The sequence below is a fragment of the Streptomyces soli genome (assembly GCF_003999195.1).
Lineage (GTDB): Bacteria > Actinomycetota > Actinomycetes > Streptomycetales > Streptomycetaceae > Actinacidiphila > Actinacidiphila soli.
In genome coordinates this window covers 71,941-94,477 of sequence record NZ_RJVR01000120.1, presented here as the reverse complement: position 1 = coordinate 94,477, position 22,537 = coordinate 71,941, and the positions used below count along the sequence as shown (strand labels likewise).

At 68.8% G+C, this 22,537-nt stretch carries 18 protein-coding genes, 1 pseudogene and 1 riboswitch; of the genes and pseudogenes, 9 read left to right on the top strand and 10 right to left on the bottom strand.

All coding sequences use genetic code 11. The features are described 5' to 3' along the window. Window positions 1-393 precede the first annotated feature (393 nt). On the bottom strand, window positions 394-1,221 hold the full coding sequence (locus tag EFK10_RS10365; RefSeq protein ID WP_127355431.1) for an alpha/beta fold hydrolase: 828 nt from the start codon (window positions 1,219-1,221) through the stop codon (window positions 394-396). Between the two features lie 756 nt (window positions 1,222-1,977). Between EFK10_RS10365 and EFK10_RS10360 the strand changes: the two genes are divergently transcribed. Continuing rightward, window positions 1,978-3,690 carry an NAD-dependent malic enzyme gene (locus EFK10_RS10360; RefSeq protein WP_127355430.1) on the top strand — a complete coding sequence of 571 codons (1,713 nt, stop codon included), beginning with the start codon at window positions 1,978-1,980 and terminating at the stop codon, window positions 3,688-3,690. Window positions 3,691-3,993: 303 nt separating this feature from the next. Here the strand turns inward: EFK10_RS10360 and EFK10_RS10355 are convergent. Continuing rightward, window positions 3,994-4,266 (bottom strand): annotated as a pseudogene (locus EFK10_RS10355) (IS630 family transposase); the annotation flags it as partial. A 195-nt stretch (window positions 4,267-4,461) separates the two neighbouring features. After that, the gene (locus tag EFK10_RS10350) at window positions 4,462-5,283 is read right to left on the bottom strand and encodes a helix-turn-helix transcriptional regulator (RefSeq protein ID WP_240677128.1); all 822 of its coding nucleotides are present in this window, start codon (window positions 5,281-5,283) and stop codon (window positions 4,462-4,464) included. A 202-nt stretch (window positions 5,284-5,485) separates the two neighbouring features. Between EFK10_RS10350 and EFK10_RS10345 the strand changes: the two genes are divergently transcribed. The 3 genes from EFK10_RS10345 to EFK10_RS10335 all read left to right on the top strand — a co-directional run bounded on the left by EFK10_RS10345 (window position 5,486) and on the right by EFK10_RS10335 (window position 8,841). Continuing rightward, on the top strand, window positions 5,486-6,436 hold the full coding sequence (locus EFK10_RS10345) for an NAD(P)-dependent oxidoreductase (RefSeq protein ID WP_240677127.1): 951 nt from the start codon (window positions 5,486-5,488) through the stop codon (window positions 6,434-6,436). Between the two features lie 2 nt (window positions 6,437-6,438). Beyond that, window positions 6,439-7,353 carry an SDR family NAD(P)-dependent oxidoreductase gene (locus EFK10_RS10340; protein ID WP_127355427.1) on the top strand — a complete coding sequence of 305 codons (915 nt, stop codon included), beginning with the start codon at window positions 6,439-6,441 and terminating at the stop codon, window positions 7,351-7,353. 618 nt (window positions 7,354-7,971) lie between these two features. Beyond that, a complete protein-coding gene (locus EFK10_RS10335; RefSeq protein WP_127355426.1) occupies window positions 7,972-8,841 on the top strand; it encodes an NAD-dependent epimerase/dehydratase family protein in 870 nt (289 codons plus the stop codon). Window positions 8,842-9,093: 252 nt separating this feature from the next. Here the strand turns inward: EFK10_RS10335 and EFK10_RS10330 are convergent, their stop codons facing one another. Next, window positions 9,094-10,239, bottom strand: coding sequence for an RNA polymerase sigma factor (locus EFK10_RS10330; protein ID WP_127355448.1), 1,146 nt, complete (start codon window positions 10,237-10,239; stop codon window positions 9,094-9,096). Between the two features lie 17 nt (window positions 10,240-10,256). Beyond that, window positions 10,257-10,664, bottom strand: a complete 408-nt coding sequence (locus EFK10_RS10325) for a YciI family protein (RefSeq protein ID WP_127355425.1) — start codon at window positions 10,662-10,664, stop codon at window positions 10,257-10,259. Window positions 10,665-11,298: 634 nt separating this feature from the next. Between EFK10_RS10325 and EFK10_RS10320 the strand changes: the two genes are divergently transcribed. Both EFK10_RS10320 and EFK10_RS10315 read left to right on the top strand, forming a co-directional pair. Next, on the top strand, window positions 11,299-11,601 hold the full coding sequence (locus EFK10_RS10320) for a hypothetical protein (protein ID WP_127355424.1): 303 nt from the start codon (window positions 11,299-11,301) through the stop codon (window positions 11,599-11,601). Next, a complete protein-coding gene (locus EFK10_RS10315; protein WP_127355423.1) occupies window positions 11,598-13,184 on the top strand; it encodes an amidase in 1,587 nt (528 codons plus the stop codon). Before EFK10_RS10320 ends, EFK10_RS10315 begins: the two co-directional genes overlap by 4 nt. A 248-nt stretch (window positions 13,185-13,432) precedes the next feature. Here the strand turns inward: EFK10_RS10315 and EFK10_RS10310 are convergent, their stop codons facing one another. From EFK10_RS10310 to EFK10_RS10295, 4 genes are all read right to left on the bottom strand, one after another. Continuing rightward, window positions 13,433-13,621: a hypothetical protein gene (locus EFK10_RS10310; RefSeq protein WP_127355422.1), complete on the bottom strand. Its 189-nt coding sequence runs from the start codon at window positions 13,619-13,621 to the stop codon at window positions 13,433-13,435. 500 nt (window positions 13,622-14,121) lie between these two features. Next, entirely contained in the window at window positions 14,122-14,916 is a 795-nt protein-coding gene (locus tag EFK10_RS10305) for an SGNH/GDSL hydrolase family protein (protein WP_127355421.1), read from the bottom strand. Window positions 14,917-15,400: 484 nt separating this feature from the next. Then, window positions 15,401-15,526, bottom strand: a complete 126-nt coding sequence (locus EFK10_RS51985; RefSeq protein WP_265737492.1) for a hypothetical protein — start codon at window positions 15,524-15,526, stop codon at window positions 15,401-15,403. A 32-nt stretch (window positions 15,527-15,558) separates the two neighbouring features. Continuing rightward, a complete protein-coding gene (locus EFK10_RS10295; protein ID WP_240677126.1) occupies window positions 15,559-16,365 on the bottom strand; it encodes an amidohydrolase family protein in 807 nt (268 codons plus the stop codon). Between the two features lie 437 nt (window positions 16,366-16,802). Then, window positions 16,803-16,926: riboswitch (guanidine-I (ykkC/yxkD leader) on the top strand. A gap of 368 nt (window positions 16,927-17,294) precedes the next feature. Here EFK10_RS10295 and EFK10_RS10290 point away from each other — a divergent pair. The 3 genes from EFK10_RS10290 (at window position 17,295) to EFK10_RS10280 (ending at window position 20,759) form a co-directional block, all read left to right on the top strand. After that, window positions 17,295-18,788, top strand: coding sequence for an aromatic amino acid ammonia-lyase (locus EFK10_RS10290; protein WP_127355419.1), 1,494 nt, complete (start codon window positions 17,295-17,297; stop codon window positions 18,786-18,788). Window positions 18,789-19,457: 669 nt separating this feature from the next. Further along, window positions 19,458-20,528: an aldo/keto reductase gene (locus EFK10_RS10285; protein ID WP_322973309.1), complete on the top strand. Its 1,071-nt coding sequence runs from the start codon at window positions 19,458-19,460 to the stop codon at window positions 20,526-20,528. A gap of 15 nt (window positions 20,529-20,543) precedes the next feature. Then, window positions 20,544-20,759: a hypothetical protein gene (locus tag EFK10_RS10280; RefSeq protein WP_206305390.1), complete on the top strand. Its 216-nt coding sequence runs from the start codon at window positions 20,544-20,546 to the stop codon at window positions 20,757-20,759. A gap of 87 nt (window positions 20,760-20,846) precedes the next feature. On the opposite strand, the gene EFK10_RS10275 is transcribed toward EFK10_RS10280, so the two are convergent. Then, the gene (locus tag EFK10_RS10275) at window positions 20,847-22,487 is read right to left on the bottom strand and encodes an amidase family protein (protein ID WP_206305389.1); all 1,641 of its coding nucleotides are present in this window, start codon (window positions 22,485-22,487) and stop codon (window positions 20,847-20,849) included. Window positions 22,488-22,537 lie beyond the last annotated feature (50 nt).

The window sequence follows — 22,537 nt, the reverse complement described above, 5'->3', positions numbered from 1 at the left end:
CGTATCAGCTTCGCAACGGCGGCAACCGAGTGCTCGGGTCGACGCGTATTCCTATTAGCAGCGGCATCCGAGGTGGGGGGACTTAAGTTGATCACGGTACGTGCGGCGAACGCCGCGAGGAAGGGCTGGCTCGCGGCGGGGGTCGGTGCGGTATTGCTGGGGGCGAGCGCATGCAGTGGCAGTGCCGGAGCGCAGCCCAACGAGGGCGGCGGTGGTACTGCCACGCCACTCCGCTTCCCGGCTCGTAGAGTGACTGTTCCGCAGAATTCATGCTTGCTCATGGGAATCCTCCGCGGGTCGCACCGCCGCGTATTCGCCAAGCCTGCCGGCACCCGGTGAGCGGGATGTGGCTCTCCAGAGGGCGTCGCAGTCGGACCGGCATGCTGTCCCGGGTCAGCTGCGCGCGAAGGCCAGCAGATCGGCATTGAAGACGTCCTTGTACGGAGCGACCATCGACAGGCCGTGCGGGGCTCCCGGGTAGACCTTCAAGGTGGCGTCCTTGACGAGTTCCGAGGACTTTCGGGCCGATGCCACGATGGGCACGATCTGGTCGTCATCGCCGTGCGCGATCAGGGTGGGAATGTCGAATCGCCCCAGGTCCTCCGTCAGGTCGGTCTCGGAGAACGCCTTGACGCAGTCGTACGCACCCTTGATCCCCACCTGCATGGACCACAGCCAGAACGCGTCACGCGTGCCCTGGGACACCTTTGAGTCGGGCCGGTTGGCACCGTAGAAGGCCGCGCTGAGGTCCTGGTAGAACTGCGAGCGGTCGCCCGCGACACCCGCCCGGAGCTCGTCGAAGACCTCGATCGGCAGGCCCTCCGGGTTGGCGTCGGTCTTGAGCATCAGCGGCGGGATCGCGCTGAGCAGGACCGCCTTGGCGACCCGGCCGGTGCCGTGGCGGCCGATGTAGCGCGTCACCTCGCCGCCGCCGGTCGAGTGGCCGACCAGGATCACATCGCGCAGGTCCAGGGCTTCGAGCAACTCCGCGAGGTCGTCGGCGTACGTGTCGAGGTCGTTGCCTTCCCACGGCTGTCCGGAGCGGCCGTGTCCGCGGCGGTCATGGGCGATCGCGCGGAAGCCGTTCTCCGCCAGCAGTCGGGACTGCGGATCCCAGGCATCGGCATTCAGCGGCCAGCCATGGCTGAACACGACCGGCTGACCGCTTCCCCAGTCCTTGTAGAAAATCGTGGTCTCGTTTTTGAAGGTGATGAAAGCCATGGTGGAGTCCTTTCCCTCCCATCGACTTCAGACGAGTCGGCTGCACAGTGTGCTGCCGAGAAACGCCGGTCATCACAGCCAACTGCCAATGAGACACAGCGGCTTCAGGCGCTGCGAACGTTTGAAAACGAGCACCTGTCGCCACAGGACCTCGGCGCCGCGGGATGCACGCATGAGTACCTCGTCGTTTCACCAGGCTAGCCGAAACGCCAGACGCTGGCGCGCTGCCGAGAATCGTGCAGGCATGCGATGGCAGGGCCCCATATAGCGTGAGAAAATGCTTGGAGTGGCTCAGAAGCAGGTGGCTCGGCGGTCGCCGTGAATTCCGCGGGCCGAGCGCTGTTGCCTGCGCACACAGAAGTCAGGGTCATGCTGTCGTTCCTCGTCGTCCACGTGCTCGGGAAGCTGACAACCTGCGTCGGTACGGAGGATCCCCCTTTGTGCGCGGCATGGCTGCGCGCCATCGGTGAGCCGGTGTTGCAAGAACACGCGGCATCGCCGGGGCAGCGGGCGGACCTGGTACAGCCTTCGCCAACGTGCTGCACCTGCCCCGGGTGAGCAACCTGGTGGGGCGACCGAACTGGCGTGTTCCGCCTCCCTGGAGGGCGCGCTGCTCGGCGCAGCTTCCACCACACATGGGGCAACCGCGTGGCTGGGCCGGCGGCCGCACTGATTGGTTCCCTCGTGGCGCCCCGACCGCATCGCATGGAGCACCAAGCACACGCGCATCGGTTTCGCCCTTCCGAAGGAGACCTCATGAGTACCGACACCACGACGTGGAACTCCGAGCAAGGACGCTGGGAGACGACGGCCCGGGGCCGTGCGGTACTGACCGATCCCCGGCTGAACCGGGGTACCGCGTTCACCGACGAGGAGCGCGACGCGCTGGGTCTCGTCGGGCTGCTGCCGCCAGGGATGCTCGACCTGGACCAGCAGGCTGCCCGCGCCTACGCGCAGTACAGCGCCCAGCCGAGTGACCCGGCCAAGAACGTGAATCTGACCGCGCTGCACGACCGCAACGAGGTGCTGTTCTACCGGCTGGTCGGCGACCACCTCGAGGAGATGCTGCCGATCGTTTACACCCCCACGGTGGGCACCGCCATCCAGCGGTACAGCAATGAGTACCGGCGTCCGCGCGGGGTCTACCTGTCCGTGGACGCGCCCGAGAACATCGAGCGCGCCCTGCGTACGTCCGGTCTGAGGGCCGACGACGTCGATCTCATCGTGGCCACGGATGCCGAGGCGATCCTGGGCATCGGGGACTGGGGCGTCGGCGGCATCGACATCGCGGTGGGCAAGCTCGCCGTGTACACCGCCGCTGCGGGCATCGATCCGGCACGAACCCTGCCGGTCATGCTCGACGTGGGCACCAACCGGCGCGAACTGCTGGACGACCCGCTGTACCTGGGCAACCGGCACCCGAGGGCCGAACCGGAAGCTTACGACGCCTTCATCGACGCCTATGTGACCGCTGCGAGCAAGCTCTTCCCCCAAGCGCTGCTGCACTGGGAGGACTTCGGGCCCAGCAACGCCCGGCGCATCCTTGACCGTTACCGCGACCAGGTACTCACCTTCAACGACGACATGCAGGGCACCGGCGCGATGAACCTGGCCGCTGTGCTGTCCGGGGTAAAGGCCAGCGGCACGCCCTTGCACGATCAGCGGATCGTGGTGTTCGGCGCGGGTACCGCGGGCGTGGGCATCGCCGACCAGCTCCGCGACGCCATGATCGCGGCCGGCCTGACTCCCGACGAGGCCTCCCGGCGATTCTGGGCCGTGGACCGGTACGGCCTGCTCACCGACGACATGACCGACCTGCGTCCTTTTCAGGTGCCGTACGCGCGCCCCGCGGCTGAGGTCGCCGATTGGAACCGCGACCCGGCCCTGGGCGGGATCTCCCTGGCCGAAGCGGTGGCCCGGGTCCGGCCGACCATCCTCATCGGAACTTCCGGCCAGAGCAGTGCCTTCACCGAAGCGATCGTCCGTGAGATGGCCGCCCACACCGAGCGCCCCATCATCCTGCCGATGTCCAACCCCACTCCGCTGTCCGAGGCGGTGCCCGCCGACCTGCTGGCGTGGACCGATGGCCGGGCCCTGGTGGCCACCGGCAGCCCCTTCGATCCGGTCACGTACAAGGGCGTCACGTACCAGATCGGGCAGGGCAACAACGCGCTGATCTTCCCCGGCCTCGGCCTCGGCGCCATCGTGGCGCGCGCCACCCGGATCACGGACGGTATGCTTACCGCCGCCGCTCACGCGGTGGCCACCCTGGTAGACCCGACCACCCCTGGCGCGCCGATCCTGCCCCCGACGCAACAGCTCCGCGACACATCTGCCGCCGTGGCCGTGGCCGTCGCCCACGCCGCCGCCGACGACGGAGTCGCCCGCCAGGTCGTCGACGACGCGATCGAGGATCGTATCCGTGCAGCCATGTGGCAGCCTCAGTACGCGCCGATCCGGGCAGTCTGACCGCAACGTCCGCAGCGGCTGACCACCCTGGACCTCGCCCGGTCCGCCTTGCCTCCCTCATCCGCTGGCTCCGTGAACCACAACCTGATCATTTGTCAGACAGTCCCTAGGAGCGTGTCCCAGTAACGACGTTGGACCGGCCCCGGTGGGGCGAGCGAGCCACAAATCGACCACGGAAGGGCCTCCGGTGGGGGGCTGCCGCTCCCGAAGGCGCCAGAATCGACCCCGTGTGGAGATCGTTTTCGCCCTGAACCATTACTGACCCACGCTCCTGATGTCCTGAGTCTTGGAAACACTTTATAACTACGGTTTGTGTTCTGGTAGGCGGTTCAGGTAGCCGGCGAGGCGTTCGAAGATCTGGTCGGGGGTCTTGGTCCAGGTGAATGGCTTGGGGTCTTCGTTCCAGTGGGAGATCCATTCACGGATGTCCTTCTCCAGTGCTTGGACGTTCTTGTGGACACCTCGCCGTATCTGTTTGTCCGTCAGGATGCCGAACCACCGCTCGACTTGGTTGAGCCAGGATGAGCTGGTGGGCGTGAAGTGCATGTGGAAGCGCGGGTGGGCGAGCAGCCACTTTCCGCGCCGTTTCTCGGCCGTGCATTCACCAGGTGGGGATGAAGCCTGCGTCGACGGTGATGTCGGCGCGGGGGGACGTTCGCCGTCCGCTTCGCACGCCCCAAACCACTGTGCCCTGATGCACAGTCGTGAGGGCTAGGTGTTCTGTCCACGGAGGTCAGGGACGGTGGCTGGTCCGGGAGCAGCGTTGGTTCGCTACGTACTGAGGGTGTCGGCGAGCTGGGCCAGTTTCTGCGCGGATGTGCTGCCGGGATCGGCGTGATGTACGACGAGGAGTTGGCCGTCGGTACTGGCGAGCAGGAGCCGTTCGTAGCGCAGCTCCAGCCGCCCCACCTGCGGATGGTCTATCTGTGACGTGCCAGTACCCTGGGGGCTGACGTCGTGGCGGGCCCAAAGACGGCGGAAGGTCTCGCTGTCTGCGGAGAGTTCGTTCACCAGCTCCACGACGCGTGGATCACTGTCATCCGGGCCGATGAGGGCCCGCAGGCCAGCGACGGCGCGGATGGTCATCTCGCCCCAGTTGAGGTAGAGGGAGCGCAGGCGCGGGTCGAGGAACGCGGACCGTATGGAATTTGTGCCCGGCTGGTTGCTGGGCGACAGCGCCATGGCCAGGGGGTTGGCCGTCAGTACGTCCATGTAGCGGTTCAGGACCACGGCAGGGGTGCCCGCCCAGGATGTATTGATCAGTTGCTGGATGCCGGGAGGAACCCGCTCGTCGTCGGGGTTCGGGCTGCCGTGTCGCGGAGCGGGGGTGGCGAGGGCGTGCAGGTGCCGGGTCGCGTTCATGTCGAGCTGGAGGACGCGGGCGAGGGCATCGAGGACGGACGGTGAGGGGTGTTGGTCGCGTCCTTGTTCCAGGCGCAGGTAGTACTCACTGCTGATGCCGGCGAGCAGAGCGACTTCCTCGCGGCGCAGGCCGGGCACGCGGCGGCGGCCGCCACCGGGCAGGCCGACGTCCTTGGGGTCAACGAGGTCACGACGCGCTCGGAGGTAGTTGCCGAGGTGGTTGGCGCTCACGTGCTCCACGGTACGAGGCATTCCGCCCCAAGCCTGGTCGACTCCGTCGGCTGATGATCTGCGGCCGGGTTTCCTGGTCCTGGCACTACCAGTGTTGACACGGCACTGGCTGGGGTCGAGACGCGAAGCAACGATGACTGGGACCAGCAATGCGGAATGTTCAGATTTCCATGTACATGATCCGATCTGGAAGGTGAGCGCAGTGAGCAGCCCCGAACAGCAGCGCCCGGCCGTCGGCTTCATCGGCCTGGGAGACCAGGGTGCCCCCATGGCCCAGGCGATAGGGGACCGTGGTTTCGACCTCCACGTGTGGGCCCGGCGCCCGAAGTCGCTGGAAGCGGTGGCAGACGTCCCGCATACCGTTCACGCCACGGTCGTCGATCTCGTCGCCGCCAGCGGCATCCTGGCGCTGTGCCTGCGCGATGACAGTGACATCTGGGACGTCCTGAATACCCCGGGGGTACGCGAGCGCCTCCGGCCGGGGACGGTGGTCGTCAATCACCGCACCGGAGATCCCGGCGAGAACGTGAAGATCGCCGAGTCCCTGCGCAGCCTTGGCGCCTTCTACCTGGACGCTCCGGTCAGCGGCGGCGGCCCGGGGGCGAAGGCACGCACCCTGACCACGTTCGTCGGCGGCGAGAAGGCCGCCTTCGAGCGGTGTTCACCGGTCTTCGCCACCTTCTCCGCCCGCGTCAGCCGCATGGGCCCGGTCGGGAGCGGCCAGATGACCAAGCTCCTCAATAACGCCATGACGATGTCGAACCTGAAGAACGCCGTGGACCTGGTCCGCCTCGCCCAGCAGCTCCACGTACACATCCCAGCCGTCCTCGACGTGATCTCCGACAGCAGCGGAGGCAGCGCCTCACTGCGCGCGCTCGGCACCGCCATCACCCCTGAGGTCGCCCCCCACCTGCAGGGTCTGATGCGCAAGGACATCGAGCACTTCGCCGACGCCGTACGCGCCCAGGGCCTCGACCCTGAGGAACTACGCCGCCGCGCACTGGCCGGCGCCGACGGCCTGGTGCGGTCACCCTCGCGACCGCACCAGGCCACCCCGCCTGAATCTCCCCATGACCGTCTGATGCCCTTCACGCCCTCCCCGCGCTGGCCCCCGTACTTCCACTCCCGCGCAATCTCACGAAAGAAATCTTGATCATGACTCGTATCACGACCCCCTTCGGCTTTTCCTCCACTGCTGACGAAGTAGCCCGTGGCATCGACCTCTCCGGACGGCGCGTGATCATCACCGGCGCCACCTCCGGCATCGGCATCGAGACCGCCCGGACCCTGGCAGCCACCGGCGCCCAGGTGACCCTGGCAGTACGCAACACAACAGCCGGTGAAGCAACCGCTGCCGACATCACCGAGACCACCGGCAACAAGGACATCCACGTCGCCCGCCTCGACGTCTCGGACCGGACCTCGGTGGACGCCTTCGTACAAGCGTGGGAAGGGCCGCTGCACATCCTGGTCAACAACGCCGGGATCATGGCCACGCCGGAACTCGAACGCACCCCCGAGGGCTGGGAGATGCAGTTCGCCACCAACCACCTCGGGCACTTCGCCCTGGCCACCGGACTCCATGACGCTCTGGCCGCCGACGGCAACGCACGCATCGTGGTCGTCAGCTCCGGAGGCCACCTGATCTCCCCCGTCGTCTTCGACGACATCAACTTCCACTACCGCCCCTACGACCCGTTGGTGGCCTACGGCCAGTCCAAGACCGCCACCGTGCTCTTCGCCGTCGAGGCCAGCCGCCGCTGGGCGACCGACGGGATCACCGCCAACGCCCTCATGCCCGGCGCCATCGCCACCAACCTCCAGCGCCACACCGGCGGCCTCAAGACCCCGCCCGAGCGCCACAAGACCCCCCAGCAGGGCGCCGCAACCTCCGTGCTACTGGCCACCTCCCCTCAGCTGGAAGGCATCGGCGGCCGCTACTTCGAAGACTGCAACGAAGCCATCCCGGTCTCCGACGGCAACGGCTGGGCCGGTGGCGTCGCGCCCTACGCACTCGACGCCGCCAACGCAGAACGCCTCTGGGACGAGTCCCTCCGACTCCTGTCCTGATCTCCTCAGCCACCCACTCGACCGATATCGCCCCTGCCTCACTCGGCTCCTCGAATCCCTCGTGTGAGGGCGCCGGCGCGGGCCCCTAGAGCCGAAGGGGCGGCCCGGAGTCGGTTGCGATGACCTCGGGCCGCCCGCTTTCTACCCCACCGCCTCAGCGCTGCCTCACGGGGTGAGTAGTAGTCCGGACGCCGTTGCTCGAGGTGTGCGCAGCGGTGCGCGAGGTCCTGGTCGAGTGGCAGACCAGGCCGCCGGCGGGGGAGTCCGCTGCCCGTGCTGAGGTGCTTGCTGCCGCGCGGCACCACGTGTGCGGCCGTCGGATAGCGGATCGAATCCCGCGTCCACACGGCGGTTGATCAGTCCGAGATTGTCCTCCGGCCGGGGGCTGAGCCGCGCCCCTCGTCGCCCGAGCCGAAGTACACGCCAAGGCTGTGCACGGCGAAGCCCACGGGCCGCCGGATGGCCCTCACCAACGCGCGCCCGGAATCGCCGCGTGGCTTTTCTTTCCGGCGTGGAGGAACGGCCATGTCCGACCAGCGGGACACGCTGCAATTCCGCGGCCGCAGGGGAGAGGATGGGACGGCAAGCAGGCAAGAGTTCGAGTGGGGAGCCCAGCGCATGAACACAGTCGCCGTCACAGGGGCCACCGGGAAGACCGGCCGGGTCGTGGTCGCGGATCTGGTGCAGCACGGGTACGAGGTGCTGGCCGTGGATATCGCGGCGGGACCAGCCGAGCGGGCGTGGGCGCAAGGGCTCGGCGTGTCGCTGCAGTGCGCGGACCTCACCGACCACGGGCAGGCCGTGGACGTGCTGGGCGACGCCGAAAGCGTCGTCCACCTGGCCAACATCCCGGCTCCTGGCCTCTACCCGGCCGCCCACACCTTGGCCACCAACACGGCGATGAACCACAGCGTCTTCCTCGCCGCCGCGCACAACAAGCTCCGCCGCGTGGTCTGGGCCTCCAGCGAGACCACGCTCGGCCTGCCTTTCGACGTCCCGCCCCGCTACGTCCCCGTGGACGAGGACCACTACCCCTATCCCACCTCTACCTACGCCCTGTCCAAGGTCCTCGGTGAGACCGCTGCCGAGCAGATCTCCGCGTGGTCGGGCATTCCCTTCGTCGCGCTGCGCCTGTCCAACGTCCACCTCGAGGAGGACTACGCCCTCGTGCCCGGCTACTGGTCCGACCCGCAGGCGCGCAAGTGGAACCTGTGGGGGTACGTCGACGCCCGCGACGTCGCCCAGGCGTGCCGGCTCGGGCTGACCGCTCCCGTCACGGGGGCGTCCAGCTACGTCATCGCCGCGGCCGACACGATCATGGACCGTCCCTCCGCGGAACTCCTCGCCGAGGTCTTCCCCGACGTGAAGCTCACCCGCGAGATCGGCACCTATGAGACGCTGCTCAGCGTGCGGCGGGCCCGTGAGGTGCTGGGATACGAGCCGCGGCACTCGTGGCGCGACAGCGTGAAGATCCGAGAGGTTGTTTAATGGCTCTTCGTAGATGAGCCTGGTGAGCCGCTTTTCAGGCAGCCGAACCGTCGCAGATGGGTCACCTGCACCGGGCACTTCAGCGGGCGGGTCTATTGAGACACCACGCCTCCAGCGCACATGTCGTCGCCGCTGAGCTTCCCCGCCGGCAACGCGTCGTGCAGCTGGTCTCGACCCGCCTACTCGCTTTGAGGCGACCGCTCTGGCCACGGGGCCGCGCCAAGTGCCGCGGGAAAATCCGAGCGCGACCCGTCAGCGACACCGGCGGGCGTTGAGCCGGGCGGCCTGGCGCGTCAGGTGGTCGCGCTCGGCGAGGTTGGGTGCCTTTTGGGCCGCCTCGGCGTACAGCCGTGCCGCCGTCGCCAGGTCGCCGTCGCGCTCGTGGAGGTACGCCGCCACCGCGGCGTGGCGGGGCAGTGAGTCGTCCAGCGCCACGAGCGCCGCCAGGCCGGCGCGCGGTCCGTCGGCCTCGCCTACGGCCACCGCGCGGTTGAGCCGGACGACCGGGCTGTCGGTCAGGCGCGCGAGCTCGTCGTACCACTCGACGATCTGCACCCAGTCAGTCTCCTCGGCGGTGGGCGCGTCAGCGTGGAGTGCCGCGATGGCGGCCTGGGCCTGGAACTCGCCCAGCCGGTCGCGGGCGAGGGCCGCCTGCAGGATCTCGACGCCCTCGGCGATCGACTCAGTGTCCCACCGGCCGCGGTCCTGCTCGGCGAGCGGCACCAGGCTGTCGTCGGGCGCGGTCCGGGCGGCGCGCCGGGCGTGGTGGAGCAGCATGAGGGCGAGCAGCCCCGCCACCTCGGGGTGGTCGATCGCGGCCGCGAGCTGTCGGGTGAGCCGGATGGCCTCGGCGGCGAGGTCGACGTCGCCGGAGTAGCCTTCGTTGAAGACCAAGTAGAGGACGCGCAGCACGGTGGCGACCTCGCCGGGCTGGTCGAACCGCACGCCGGAGACGGTGCGCTTGGCCCGGCTGATGCGCTGCGCCATGGTCGCCTCGGGCACCAGGTAGGCCTGGGCGATCTGGCGGGTGGTCAGCCCGCCGACGGCGCGCAGCGTGAGCGCGACCGCGGACGACGGCGTCAGCGACGGGTGGGCGCACAGGAAGTAGAGCTGGAGCGTGTCGTCCACCGCGGGTGCGGGCCCGGGCGCCGGCTCCTCGTCGACGAGGTCCTCACGCCGGCGGCGGGCGGCGTCCGCCCGGGTCGCGTCGAGGAACCGGCGCCAGGCCACGGTGACCAGCCAGCCCTTCGCATCCCGCGGAGGGTCGGCCGGCCAGACGCGGACCGCCTCGACGAGCGCGTCCTGCACGGCGTCCTCGGCCGCCGCGAAGTCGGCTCCGCGGCGGACGAGGATGCCGAGCACGCTCGGCGTGAGGCTCCTCAGCAGGGCCTCGTTCATCTGAGTCACCTGAGAGGTCATTCCGTAATGGTGGGCTGCACGCCCAGGAACGGGCGCAGCTCCAGCCACTCGTGGATCGGCTTGCCACCCGCTCCGGGGGCGGCAGACAGCTCCCCGGCCAGCTCGACGGCGCGCTCGTAGCTGTCGACGTCGATCACCATCCAGCCCGCGATGACGTCCTTGGTCTCGGCGAACGGGCCGTCGGTGACCGGCGGGCGTCCCTCGCCGTCGTAGCGGACGAACGTCCCCTCGGGTGCAAGGGCCTGACTGTCGACGAACTCGCCGGTCTTCTCCAGCCGGGCCGCGAAGTCGTTCATGTACTGCATGTGGGCCGAGATCTCCTCCGGCGTCCACTGGTCCATCGGCACGTCGTTGACCGAAGCCGGGGCGCCGCGGTAGTGCTTGAGCAGCAAGTACTTGGCCATCGTGTTTCTCCTCGGTGCTGGTGCGACCCATTTTGGTCGCGTTCATTGCGGGGACGGAGCCAGTCACGGGTTCTCGACATCGCCGTCCGATTTTTTTTGGCTCTCGTAGATGAGCCTGGGTGAGCCGTCTCGCGGTGTTCGACGGAGAGACCATGGCGAACCTCGCCCCGTCTCGCGATCACCAGGCGCTGCCCTGTTGTGGCGATGTCTGGGAAGGGGGGATCAGCTTCCGGCCAGGTTCGGTATCGCCGCCATGCCGTGTGGGTGCCACCTGGTGTTCCGTCAGGTAGGGGGGCTATCACCGAGGTGGCGGCGGGGTGTCGTCTACGGACCGACAAGTCCATAGCGTGCGGCGCGGAGATGAAGTAGGTCGGAATGCATCCGGCCCGCGCACGTGGGGATGGGGCCCTTGCAGCCACGGCCCCCCGAGCGGCATGTCGGCCCGTGTCGGGATGGACCTTAAAGGCGAAGCCGCCCTGTCCGGATGTCCTTCGTATGCGTCCGCTTCTGTCCGGCAAACGGTGGAAATCGGCCGGCGCACGGGTGAGGCATGTAACGCCGCCGCATCAGTTGATCAACATGCTTGACATTAAAAACTGGTTGATTGCGGCACAAGTGATCACTTGGAGGATCTATGAGCGAGCCGCAGCAGCCAACCGACGAGCAACTGGACACCTACATACGAGCCAGACTCGCGCTGGCCGGAGTCGACCTCAACCAACTCCCCGAGAGCAGCGATCCGACGACGGGCGCGCCAACCCGGTCACAGGCCCTGGATTCGCTGCGCACATTCGTCAAGAGCACTCCGCCCGCCATCGCCAACTGGGCGCCGTCCGCGAGCGGTGCCTGGGCGGCCGCGTACGCGCAGCAGGCCTCGCCGCCGCTGGAGTACCCGTCGATCACCGAGGCCTGGACCGGAACGGTGGGCGGACGATGAGCCGCGAGGTCAATCGCCGGGCCTTCCTGGCCCGTTCCACCGCCATCGCCGCAGGGGTCACCCTGGCCGCGCAGGCCGTTCCCGCCTCCGCCGCGACCCGTAAGCCGACGGTCACCGTCCCGGACGTGGACGTACGCGAGGCGGCACGCAGGGATCCGGCCGAGGCAACCCTCGCCGAGGCCGCCGTCCTCATGCGGCGGGGCCGGCTCAAGGCCGTCGACCTCGTGCAGGCACACCTGGATCGGATCAACAAGTACGACGCGACTTACCAGGCGTTCGCCGTGGTGGTCGGTGAGCAGGCCCTGGCCGCGGCGGGCAATGCCGACCGTGGGGAGGGCAAGCGCGGGCCACTGTCAGGTATCCCGCTGTGCATCAAGGACAACTACTTCACGAACGGCATCGCGACCCGCGCGAACTCCTTCATCTTCGCGGACTTCGTGCCGGACGAGGATGCGACCGCGGTCGCCCGGCTCAAGGCAGCGGGCGGCATCGTGCTCGGCAAGGGCCAGATGGGCCCGCTCGCCACCACCCGCGCGACCACTCCGAACGGCACCATCACCACGGTCAACGCCTGGACGCCCAACAACGCGTCCACAGACCCCGGAGGGTCGTCCACCGGCCCGGCGTGCGCTGTCGCCGCCCGCATGGCGACATCCTCGATCGGCACCCAGACTGGCGGCAGCATCACCGGTCCGTCCAACCAGCAGAACCTGACCGGGCTGAAGCCCACCATGGGCCGCACCTCCATCCACGGTGTCATCCCGCTGTCCTTCACCCGCGACCACAGCGGTCCGCTCGCCCGCGACGCGATGGATGCGGCCCTCATGCTGGCGGTTCTCGCCGGGCCCGACCCGAAAGACCCGCGCACCCTCGGGCTGCCCGCCGTGCCCGACCTCGTGCGCTCCGCCACCCCCGTCGTCTCAAGTGGCGGAAAGGTCCGACTGCGCAGGGCGACGCGGATCGGTGTCCCCACCGACTACCTCGGCAGCGCGTCTGGTGATGTGCTGTCCATACGCAAGACCTTCCTCGACAAACTCGCCGGCGTCTCCGGCGCCACGCTCGTCGACGTCACCTATCCCGACGACTGGGCACTGCTCACCGGCACCTTCAACGCCATTCGGCTCAGCGAACGCACCGAGCCGTTCCGGCACTGGCTGCGCGCGGATCCCACGGCCTTCGGGGTCTCGCTGCTCACCTGGCTGCAGGGGCTGATGCTCTCCGGTGATGAGTGGATCACCGGGCAGCGGGCCAAGAACCACCTCCTGCGGGAGGTGCTCGACGGCGTCCTGAGCAGTTGCGACGTGCTGCTCCAGACCGGCCCCGTGCCTTTCGACATCCTCGGCCTGCCGGAGATCGCCTTCCCGATCGGCTTCGACAGCGCCCGGGTGCCAGTCGGCGCGATCCTCGGCGGCGGCCCGTACGAGGAGGACCGGCTTCTGGAAGTTGCCGCTGCCTACCAGGCGGTGACGGACTGGCATCTGCGCCGTCCGACGGACCCGGCCGCCGCGAAGCTCCGCTCCCTGACGGCTGAACCGAACCGGCCCAGGATCACGGCAGAGGAGGCAGCGGCGACCTCGTCGTAAGTGCGGTTCTGTCGTCCCGTCGGCGCGCAGAGCCCCGCCGAGTTGGAGGAAAACTCCAGGCCGGCGGGGTTCTGCGGGTCGCGGAACCGGCTCACTTGACCAGCCGCAGATGCCGCTTCGGCAGCTCCTCCGGGACCACTGTGCCGCGCGTCCCCAGGGGACCTCCACAGTCGCCTCGACCCAGGTGGCGTCGCCGGCCGTGAGCAGTCGGCGGGATCAGCGTCAGCAACAACCTGATCCGCGCCGCCTCACGGGTGAGCCGAGGCCTGCTGCCCCGCTGCGATCAGGCTGCCGCCCTCGTACGCCGGCGGGCCGGGCAGCAGGGCATGGCCCAGCCGCCGACCGGTGCTCCGCGGCAAGGCTCGGCAGCAGGGCGTCCCGAAGGGTTCGGCCGCCAGGGCGGTGGACTTGTGCTTCCCGCCCGGGGCCTTGAGCATGACGTCTCCGTGACCCGGCGAATTCTCTGGCGCGGTACGGCACGGGCCCACGGGGGCTGGGCGCGGACGAGCGACATCAGCGTGGTCTAGCGAGGGACCTCGGGCGTTCACGCCTGAGAGGAATCGCTTCTCTGGACTGCTCTGACGTGCGCCTCACAGCGGACGTTTCTGCTGTCAGCCGGGAGGTACGCCGCCCTGCCGGCATGTCGCGGACATGCCGTATTCGGTTGTGCCGCTACGGAGCGGTCACAGCGTTCGTGCTCGAACCGACCGTCCGCCCCGCATCGGGTGCCGAAGCGAACTTCGGTCAGGCCGTCACCGTGTCTCGTGCAACCTGATAGGAGACCTGTCGCCGCATCCGCTTGATCAGGTCGTGTCCGCGGAGCGGTAGAAGAGGGCTCGCCCCAGCAGCCGCGGCGGTCACCAGTCGCGGCAGAGCCCCTGTTCCCAGAGTGCCGTGGACAGGGGCTCGCTTTGCGCCACTTCGTTCGTGAGGGTGATCAGCTGTTGGCGTTGAGGACCGGATAGTAGCCGCTCGTGTGACCGGTGGCGGTGGGGTGGTATGACTCCCAGCTCGGCGAAACCACCAGGGAGTGCAGCCAGTTGTCGCCAGAGCACAGCTCGTGGCCCTTGAAGGTGGTGCGGACGTCACCGAAGACAAAGCCGTGGGCGCTGGCCCGGTTGGCGATGACGCTGTCGAGTACGTCGGAGGCCTCGTCGATCTTGCGATGCTTGGTGTCGGAGAGGCCGACGCAGAAGACGTTGAGGGTGTACACGTGCGGGTAACCGAGGACGACCACCTTGGCATTGGGCGCCTTGGCGCGGATCGCGTTGTAGGTAGCGTCCAGGCGGGCGGGGAGCGTGTTCTGGGCATAGCTCTCGGCCTGGTTGACCCGGTTGACGCAGTCGCTGTCGGAGCCGGTCACGCAGGTGGTTATGACGTCGGAGAAGCCGGCGTCGTTGCCGCCGATGGTGATGGAGACCAGCCCGGTGGAGGAGTTCAGCGGGCTGAGCTGGCTGTTGGTCACGTCAGTGGTTGCCGCGCCCGAGCAGGAAGTATCGGCGAACGAGGACGGGGCGTGGGTGTTCTTCCACAGGTACGGGTACGCGCTGAAACTGCGGTGACAGTTGCCGCTTGCACTGTCGTAGTTCCCTGCGCCGTTGCCGGACGAGTACGAGTCTCCCAGCGCAACATACGCAGGTCCGGCGGCATGCGCCGGACCGGACAATGCCAGGCTGAACACCATCGCGAGGATGAGCGTGGCGAGGGCTGATAACGACTTGGTGCGTCTCACGGAACCTCCCTGGGCAGGAAAGCTTGCTACTACTTGGTAGCAAGCGATTGCCAGGATGGGAAGTGTCCATGACAAAAATTCTTCCCGCGTAGACCCCGGGTTCACGACGCGGGGAGCGGGAGTTAGCCCGGGTGCCTGGACGCCGGAGCCGCATCGCGCCGCCGGTCACTCCGTAGGCGACGGTGGCCGACGCGAGCGGGCCGCCCATCGCCGCACCGCCCCCGATGTTCTTGGCCTCATCCGTGGGGCCCGTCGTGACCGCGACCAGCGTCACCACCGACTCCGGCAGCGCTGTCCCGAAGGCGGCGAGGATCGTGCCGACCGCCATCTCGTGTCCTGGGCGAGTCGGCCGCTGCCGAGGCTGCCGCCGATGTGCTGCATGACCAGCACGATCACCATGGTGAAAAAACGAGCGGGCGGGCATCGCCTCCCACAGCCGCTTGGCCACGGCCAGGCTCGGTCCGCCGGCGAGGTGGGTCCCGGCTCAGGAGATGAAGATCGCCCAGAGCGGCAGGTTGAGCGCGGTACCGCCGATGAAGGCGGTCGAGGCGGCGAGGATCGAGGCCGCGATCTCGTGAGGGATGCGTTCTCGCCCAGTGGTTTCCTTCAAGACACCGGTACGGAAGGGATGTGACGGGCTGCTCAGGCAGTGGGGAGGAGCAATTCGGTGCGGCGCGTGGTACGGGCGACGACACGCCCGGCCTTGATGACGGCGCTACGCACCGGGCGGTCCAGCAGGGCGTCGGCGACCCGCCTGGTGTCCAGCACGACCAGGTCGGCCTGGGCGCCGGGCCGCAGCCCGTAGCGATCCGCGATGCCGACCACCCGGGCGGCCTCGGTCGTCGCCATCGCCAGGACCCGGGCGAGGTCGTCGGGGCTGGACAGATGGCCGGTCTGGGCGAGGAAGAGCCCGATGTCGAGCAGGTCGGCGTTGCCGTACGGGGTGAAGGCGTTGCGTACGTTGTTGGACGAGAAGGCGGTGGTCACCCCGGCGTCCCACAGCTCGCGCACCGGGGCGATGCCGCGCCGGGTGTTCACCTCGTCCGTCCGCCCGCCCAGGTGCATGTCGGTGGCCGGCAGCGGGACCACGGCTACGCCTGCTGCGGCGAGCTTCGCCAGTACGGCGCGCCGCTCGGCCGGCGGGCGGCCGGCCAGCGAGGTCATATGGCCCAGCGCGACCCGGCCGCCCATCCAGGAGCGCGCGGTGGCCCCGGCGATGTACTCGGCCATCGCGAAGCGCGGGTCGGAGGCGTCGTTGCCGAAGTCGGCGTACAGGTCGGCGGGGACGCTGAACTCCGCGGCCAGCTCGAAGACCAGGTCCACGTGGCGCCGGCAGTCATCCAGGTCTGCCTCGTTGTAGGAGCAGCCGCCGATGACGTCGGCGCCGCGCCGCAGCCCCTCGCGGAGCAGGTCCAGCGTTCCCGGTGCCTTGAGGGAAGGCCCAGGCAACGGCACCGTGCCCCGCCCTCAACGTCCACCTTCCTGAGCTCCCCGGGCCGCCCGTCGAATCGCCCGAGCAGGTGGTCAAGGAGGGGGGACGATCCTCACCCCCGCCCGACCGCTGCGTCCAGCCTCCGCCCCGCGGGGCACGCCTGGCCATGACCCCAAGGTCACCTAGCCCACAGATGCGGACACGGCATGTACAGCGGTGCCGGACAGCCGCGGGTCGCACTGGCAAAGCTGCCTGTAGGCGTCGGCGGGCTGCTCCTGCTCCAAGGGCAGTGGCTCCCCGATGCAGTCGGTGACTCACCGGTAACTCAACGATGTCGCGGAGGGCGTCCGGCGGCCTGCCACGCTTTCCAGCTGCTCTTTAACCAGGCAGTAACTTCATCGTTGCGGTGACGAAACCACTACTCGGTTAGCTCTTGTGGATTCACCCGACGGGGGTGAGGCGCACCTAGGGTTCCGCTGTTGCAGGCAACGTCGTTCCGGCAACGGGTTTTCTGGTCCGAGAGGTGCAGGCGCGGACTCAGCGTCCGCGTTCCACGGCGGGACAAAAGCCCGGGAGACCAGGTAGATCCGGCGACGCCGGTTCCCGGCCCTGGGGGCTCGATCGGTTTCTTCACGCCATCGCCGCCTGTTGACGGGCCGTTCGACGATCCTGCCAGAAGCTTTCTTGTCGTCAGGTCATGGGCCGGTCAGCGAAGGAATGTGGAAGTGAGAAAACTCGTTGCCGGGGTGATCAACCGCGACCAAGTGGTCAAGGATGCCTACGGCCCATACGGTCGCCCGACGGACACCGCCTACCCGCAGCGAATTCTTAAAGGCGCGGCGGCACCGGTCAGTTGTCCGCCGGGCAATCCGGTGCCGTACCCGGGCGGTCCCGGGCCTGACGGCGCGCGTCGCCGGCTCGCGCCCGAGCCGGAGGTGACGCCCGGATGAGCGTGGTGCTGTCCCCGGCGGGGATCACGCCGGAGGAGGTGGCGGCAGTCGCCGCAGGGAGGACGTTGACGTGGGCGGCTGACCTTGCCGGCACCGTAAGCGCGGGCCAGGCCGCCTTCGACAGGGTGCTGGCCGGTGGTGCCAGGATCTACGGCGTGACCACCGAGGTGGCGGGCCGGTCCTCGTTCGACGTCCCGACCGGGAGTCGGGGCGCCTACCAGATAGCGATGCTGCGCAGCCACGCGTGCGGAACCGGTCCGCTGCTCGACCGCCATGCGGCACGGGCCGCCTGGGTGACCAAGGCGGCGAGCCTGGCGGCCGGCCGCGCCGGATGCTCACTGGCGCTGCTGACCGCCCTGACTGAGGTGCTCAACCGCGGCCTGGCGCCGGCGGTCCCCGTGACCGGCTCTCTTGCCGCATCAGGGGATCTGGTCCCGAGTGCACACGCCGGCCTGCCACTGCTCGGCGAAGGAGAGCTCCTGGACGAATCGGGAGACGCGGTACCAGCCGGGCCGCTGCTGGCCGCTTGTGGCCTACACCCGTTGACTCCCGGTCCCCGTGACGGGCTCTCGCTGGTGAACGGCACGTCCGTCACCGCCGCGCTCGCCACGCTCGGTTTGCTGGACGCCGAGCGGCTTGTGACCACCGCGGACGTGCTGGCCGCGGCTGGGGTGGAGGTACGGCGCGGGCACCGGGACGCCTTCGGGCAGGCGATCGTCGACGCCCGTCCCCACCCTGGTGCCCTCCGAACCGCCGACACGGTCGAGCTGGTGCTCGGCGCCGCCGAGACGGCGCGGCGCGAATCGGGGCGGAGCTTTCACGACGCGTACGCCTGGCGCTGTGTCCCACAGGTTCACGGCGCAGCCCACGATGCGTTGGTCCACGTGCGCGCCGCTGTGTCGACGGAGCTGCGTAGTTGCACCGACAATCCGATCCTCGACGGGGATTCCATCGTTTCCGGAGGGAATTTCCACGGGGCCCCGCTCGGCATTCCGCTCGACTCCGCCACCACGGCGATGACCGTGCTGGCGGGCTTGTCGCGCCAGCGCCTGGTCGGGCTCATGTCCAGCCCCGGCCTGCCCGAGTCGCTCGTGGGAGCCGGCGGCAACTTCGGCCTGGGCATGCTCGTCACCACCGTGACCGCGCACGTGCTCCAACTGAGCGGGCTGGTACCGGCAAGCACGCGCTGGCTGCCCATCGACGAGGCGGAGGACCACGTCGCGAACGCGACAGTCGCGGCCTTCCAGCTGCGCACTGCCCTCGACGGAGTCCGGCACGTGCTCGCCGCGGAGGCGATCGCCATAGCAGCCGCCGCAGATCTCAGCGATCGGCCGGCCGCCGGACCCGCGCTGCGCGCCGTCCATGCGCTCACCCGCCGGACCGTCGCGCCTCCCGGACCCGACCGGGCCATGTCGGCGCCATTGACGGAGCTTGCGCCGCGCATCCACGAACTGGCCGCGTTGCCCGACTCGACCAGGCGCCCGGTGTGACCCGCGCCGATACGGCGGCCGTCACCCTTGCGCAGAGGCGTGTCCGCACCCCGTCCCGTCGGGGCAGCAGGGCCCGGCGGCGGAACTGCTCGCCGAGACGATGGTGTGTGGCGTAAAAAACCCGAATCGTCGTCAGGCTTTGAAGTCTTTCGCCGTGAGAAACCCCGAGCGATGGTCCTGAGCGGCGGTTCTGCCTCGTCTGGGATCATGGTTCGTGGTCCTGCCCACGGTGTACGCAGCGCTGTACGACCTACACCGGTCAAGGGTGTGGACGTCACCGGACCAGGGGCCCTCGCCATCCTCCAACGGCTCACCACCACCACGAGGAGCAGCCCCAGGTATGGGACGCGGCCTGCGAGCTTGTGGAGCTCCCAGCGGAAGCTGCGGACCGGCTGCCCGCTGCCGTAGACGCCAGCCCTTGGTATTGTTGACACAGCGTTCGACCGTGCATTCCGGGCGTCGGCCCGCGGCCGGCCGGCCCGCCGACCGATGGTCGCCGTCGCCTCGCGGCGTGCCTGAGCGGCTTCCTCCGCCGCGGAAGCAGAATCCGACGGGGCATGGCTGCCCGCCTGGAAAGGATCCGGCGGACGATGCACGCGATGCCGTGTTGTGGCTGCCCGGCACACGACCGGCACGGACCTTGCCGGGCAGCGCTGCAAGCCGAGGGGAGTGGAAATCGTGGAGTACCGCCAACTTGGACACTCGGGCCTGCGAGTCTCCGTCCTGACCCTGGGAACCATGACCTTCGGCGGGAAGGGCACGTTCGCCATCATCGGCGGTACGGACGTGGAGGGCGCCCGCCGGCAGGTCGCCATGGCCGTGGACGCCGGGGTGAACTGCTTCGACACCGCGAACATGTACTCCAACGGAGCGGCCGAGGAGATCCTCGGCAAGGCGATCGAGGGCCGCCGGGACGAGCTGCTGCTGTCGACCAAGGTACGGATGGTCGTCGGCGAGGGTCCAAATGACGGAGGGCTGTCCCGCCACCACATCATCAGCCAGCTGGAGGGCAGCCTCCGGCGGCTGCGCACCGACCACGTCGACATGTACCACGTCCACGAGTGGGACGGGCAGACACCGCTGGAGGAGACGCTGGAGGCCCTGGACACCCTGCTGCGAGCCGGCAAGATCCGTTACCTCGGCGTGTCGAACTACGGCGGCTGGCAACTGATGAAGGCACTCGCCGTGTCCGACGCCCACGGGTACCAGCGGTTCGCCAGCAACCAGATCTACTACTCCCTGGAATCCCGCGACAGCGAGTACGAGCTGGTCCCGCTCTCCCTGGACCAAGGGCTGGGCATCATGGTGTGGAGCCCGTTGGCGGGAGGACTGCTCAGCGGCAAATACCGGCGCGACCGCGAGGCCCCGGAGGGCACCCGCCAGGTGGACCCCCGCTGGGACGAGCCGCCGATCCGCGACAGGGAGCGGCTCTACGACATCATCGAGGTGCTGGTCGGCGTCGCCGACGGCCGCGGCGTCTCGCCCGCCCAGGTCGCGCTCGCCTATCTGCTGCGCAAGCCCGGTGTCAGCACCCTGGTGATCGGCGCACGCCGGGACGACCAGCTCCAGGACAACCTGGGCGCCGCCCAGCTCACGCTGGACGACGACGAGTTCGCCGCGCTCGACAAGGTCAGCGCGCCGTATCTGATCTATCCGCACTGGCACCAGGCTCGCTTCGCCGCCGACCGGCTCAGCGACGCGGACCGCGCGCTCCTCGGACAGCACATTGCCGCCGGCTAGGAGCGTGTCCCAGTAATGACCCTGCCGACGCAGACCGGTGACCCGGGCTCCGCGGGCAGGATCCACGTGTTCGCCATCGCCGACGACGGTACGCCGGCCGCTGCGCCGGCAACCACCGCCCCCAAGGACCAGACGACCACCCCCGGGCAGGTCTTCTCGGCGGACGTCGGTTCGGTGACCGGTGGCGTCACCGGCTCGACTGGGCTACCACGCCCGCGTGCAGTGGGGTGACGGCACGGTTCCCGACGACGCCACGGTCGGCCCGTCCGCCGACTCGGTCCAGCGTCGAGCGGACGCCCAAGAGGCCGAGGCCCACGCTCACCGCGTCAGGGGCGGCGTGCTGACCGGGAGCTTCCGGGCCTTGATGGCCTGCTCGTAGGCGTAGGCGAGGGAGAGCAGCAGCGGCTCGCTGTACTCACGCCCCAGCAACTCGGCGCCCACCGGTACGCCGATCGGAGCTGACGCGGTGGGAGTGGAGAAGCCACCGGGGAAGCAGACGGCCGGGAAGCCCGTTCCGTTGGACAGGGTGCCGTTGCGTTCGGGTTGCGGTACGCCGACCAGGGAGACGAGCACCTTCTGCAGGGGATACAGGATTGCCTCGATGTTGAGCTCGGCCATCTTGGCCGACACCGCCAGCCGAAGCTTCTCACGGTTGACGAAGTGGTCCTTGTAGGTCGGATTGTTCAGGCCGTCCACGATCGCAAGTTCCGCCTCGAGCGCCGCCTGCGCCTCCGGTGTCGCCGTCTTGGAGGCGACCAGTTGGTCGAAGGTGTGCACCGGGGCGTCCGGGCCGAGTGAGGCGAAGTACGCGTCCATGGCCGTATGCGCTTCCCACGTGGAGGTGACCACGATGGACTGCAGGGTGTCGTACGCCGGCAGGGTGAAGCGGATGATGGTCGCGCCCTGCGCTTGCATGTTGGAGATGACCTCCTCCATCACACGATTGACCTCCTGGTGGCGTGCCTCGGTGCCGAACAGATTGGTCATCACGCCGATGCGGGCACCCTTGAGCGCGTCGCGTCGCAGGTTGTCCGTATAGCTGCGCGGAGGGCGGCCGACGCCGTATCCCGTGACGGGGTCGGTCGGGTCGAAGCCCACCATGACGTCGAGCATCCGAGCCGCGTCCTCCACCGTACGGGTGATGGGTCCGAGCTCGTCCTGCGTGATGCTGGCCGGTATGACGCCGCTGCGGCTGATCAGACCCCTGGTGGAACGAACGCCGACGAGGCTGTTGGCGGAAGCGGGGGAACGGACCGACTGACCGGTGTCACTGCCCGTGCCCAGGACGGCGAAGTTCGAGGCGATCGCCGCACCGGTGCCGCCACTGGATCCGCCCGGTGTCCGGGTGAGGTCGTAGGGGTTGAGGACCTGTCCGCCCAGCGAGCTGAGCGAGTTGCCGCCCCGGGCGAATTCCTGCAGGTTGGCCTTGGCGAGGATGAGTGCCCCCGCCTTGCGCATCTTGTCGACCGTGAACGCGTCCGTGGGCGGCACGGAGGTACGCATCGCCGTGTTGCCGCCGGTGGTCGGCATGTCGAAGGTGTCGTAGTTGTCCTTCAGGATGACCGGGATGCCGTGCAGCGGGCCGGTCAGCCCGGAACGCTTGTACTTGCGGTCCAGCTCGTCGGCGACCTCGAGCGCGCGCGGGTTGACGGTGATGATCGCCGTCAGAGCCGGCCCTTGCTTGTCGTAGGCGGCGATCCGGTCGAGGTATTGCTGCACCAACTCCCGACAGGTGAGCAGGCCACGGTGGTACGCATCGTGAATGTCGGCGATCGTCGCCTCCATCAGCTCGAAGTTCCCGTTGCGGGACGGCCGTCCAGACGTACTGGTCGGTGCCTGCGCGGTCGCCGCGCTTTGCGCGAAGGCCGGATCTGCCGCCCCGCCAACGATGCCCAGAGCGCCGGCCGCGCCCACGGCACCTATGAAGCCGCGCCTGTTGAGATTTCTTGACTTGCTCACGTGCGTCGCTGATCCCGTCTCATATGGCTGCTGGTCGTCCATGGGTGGTG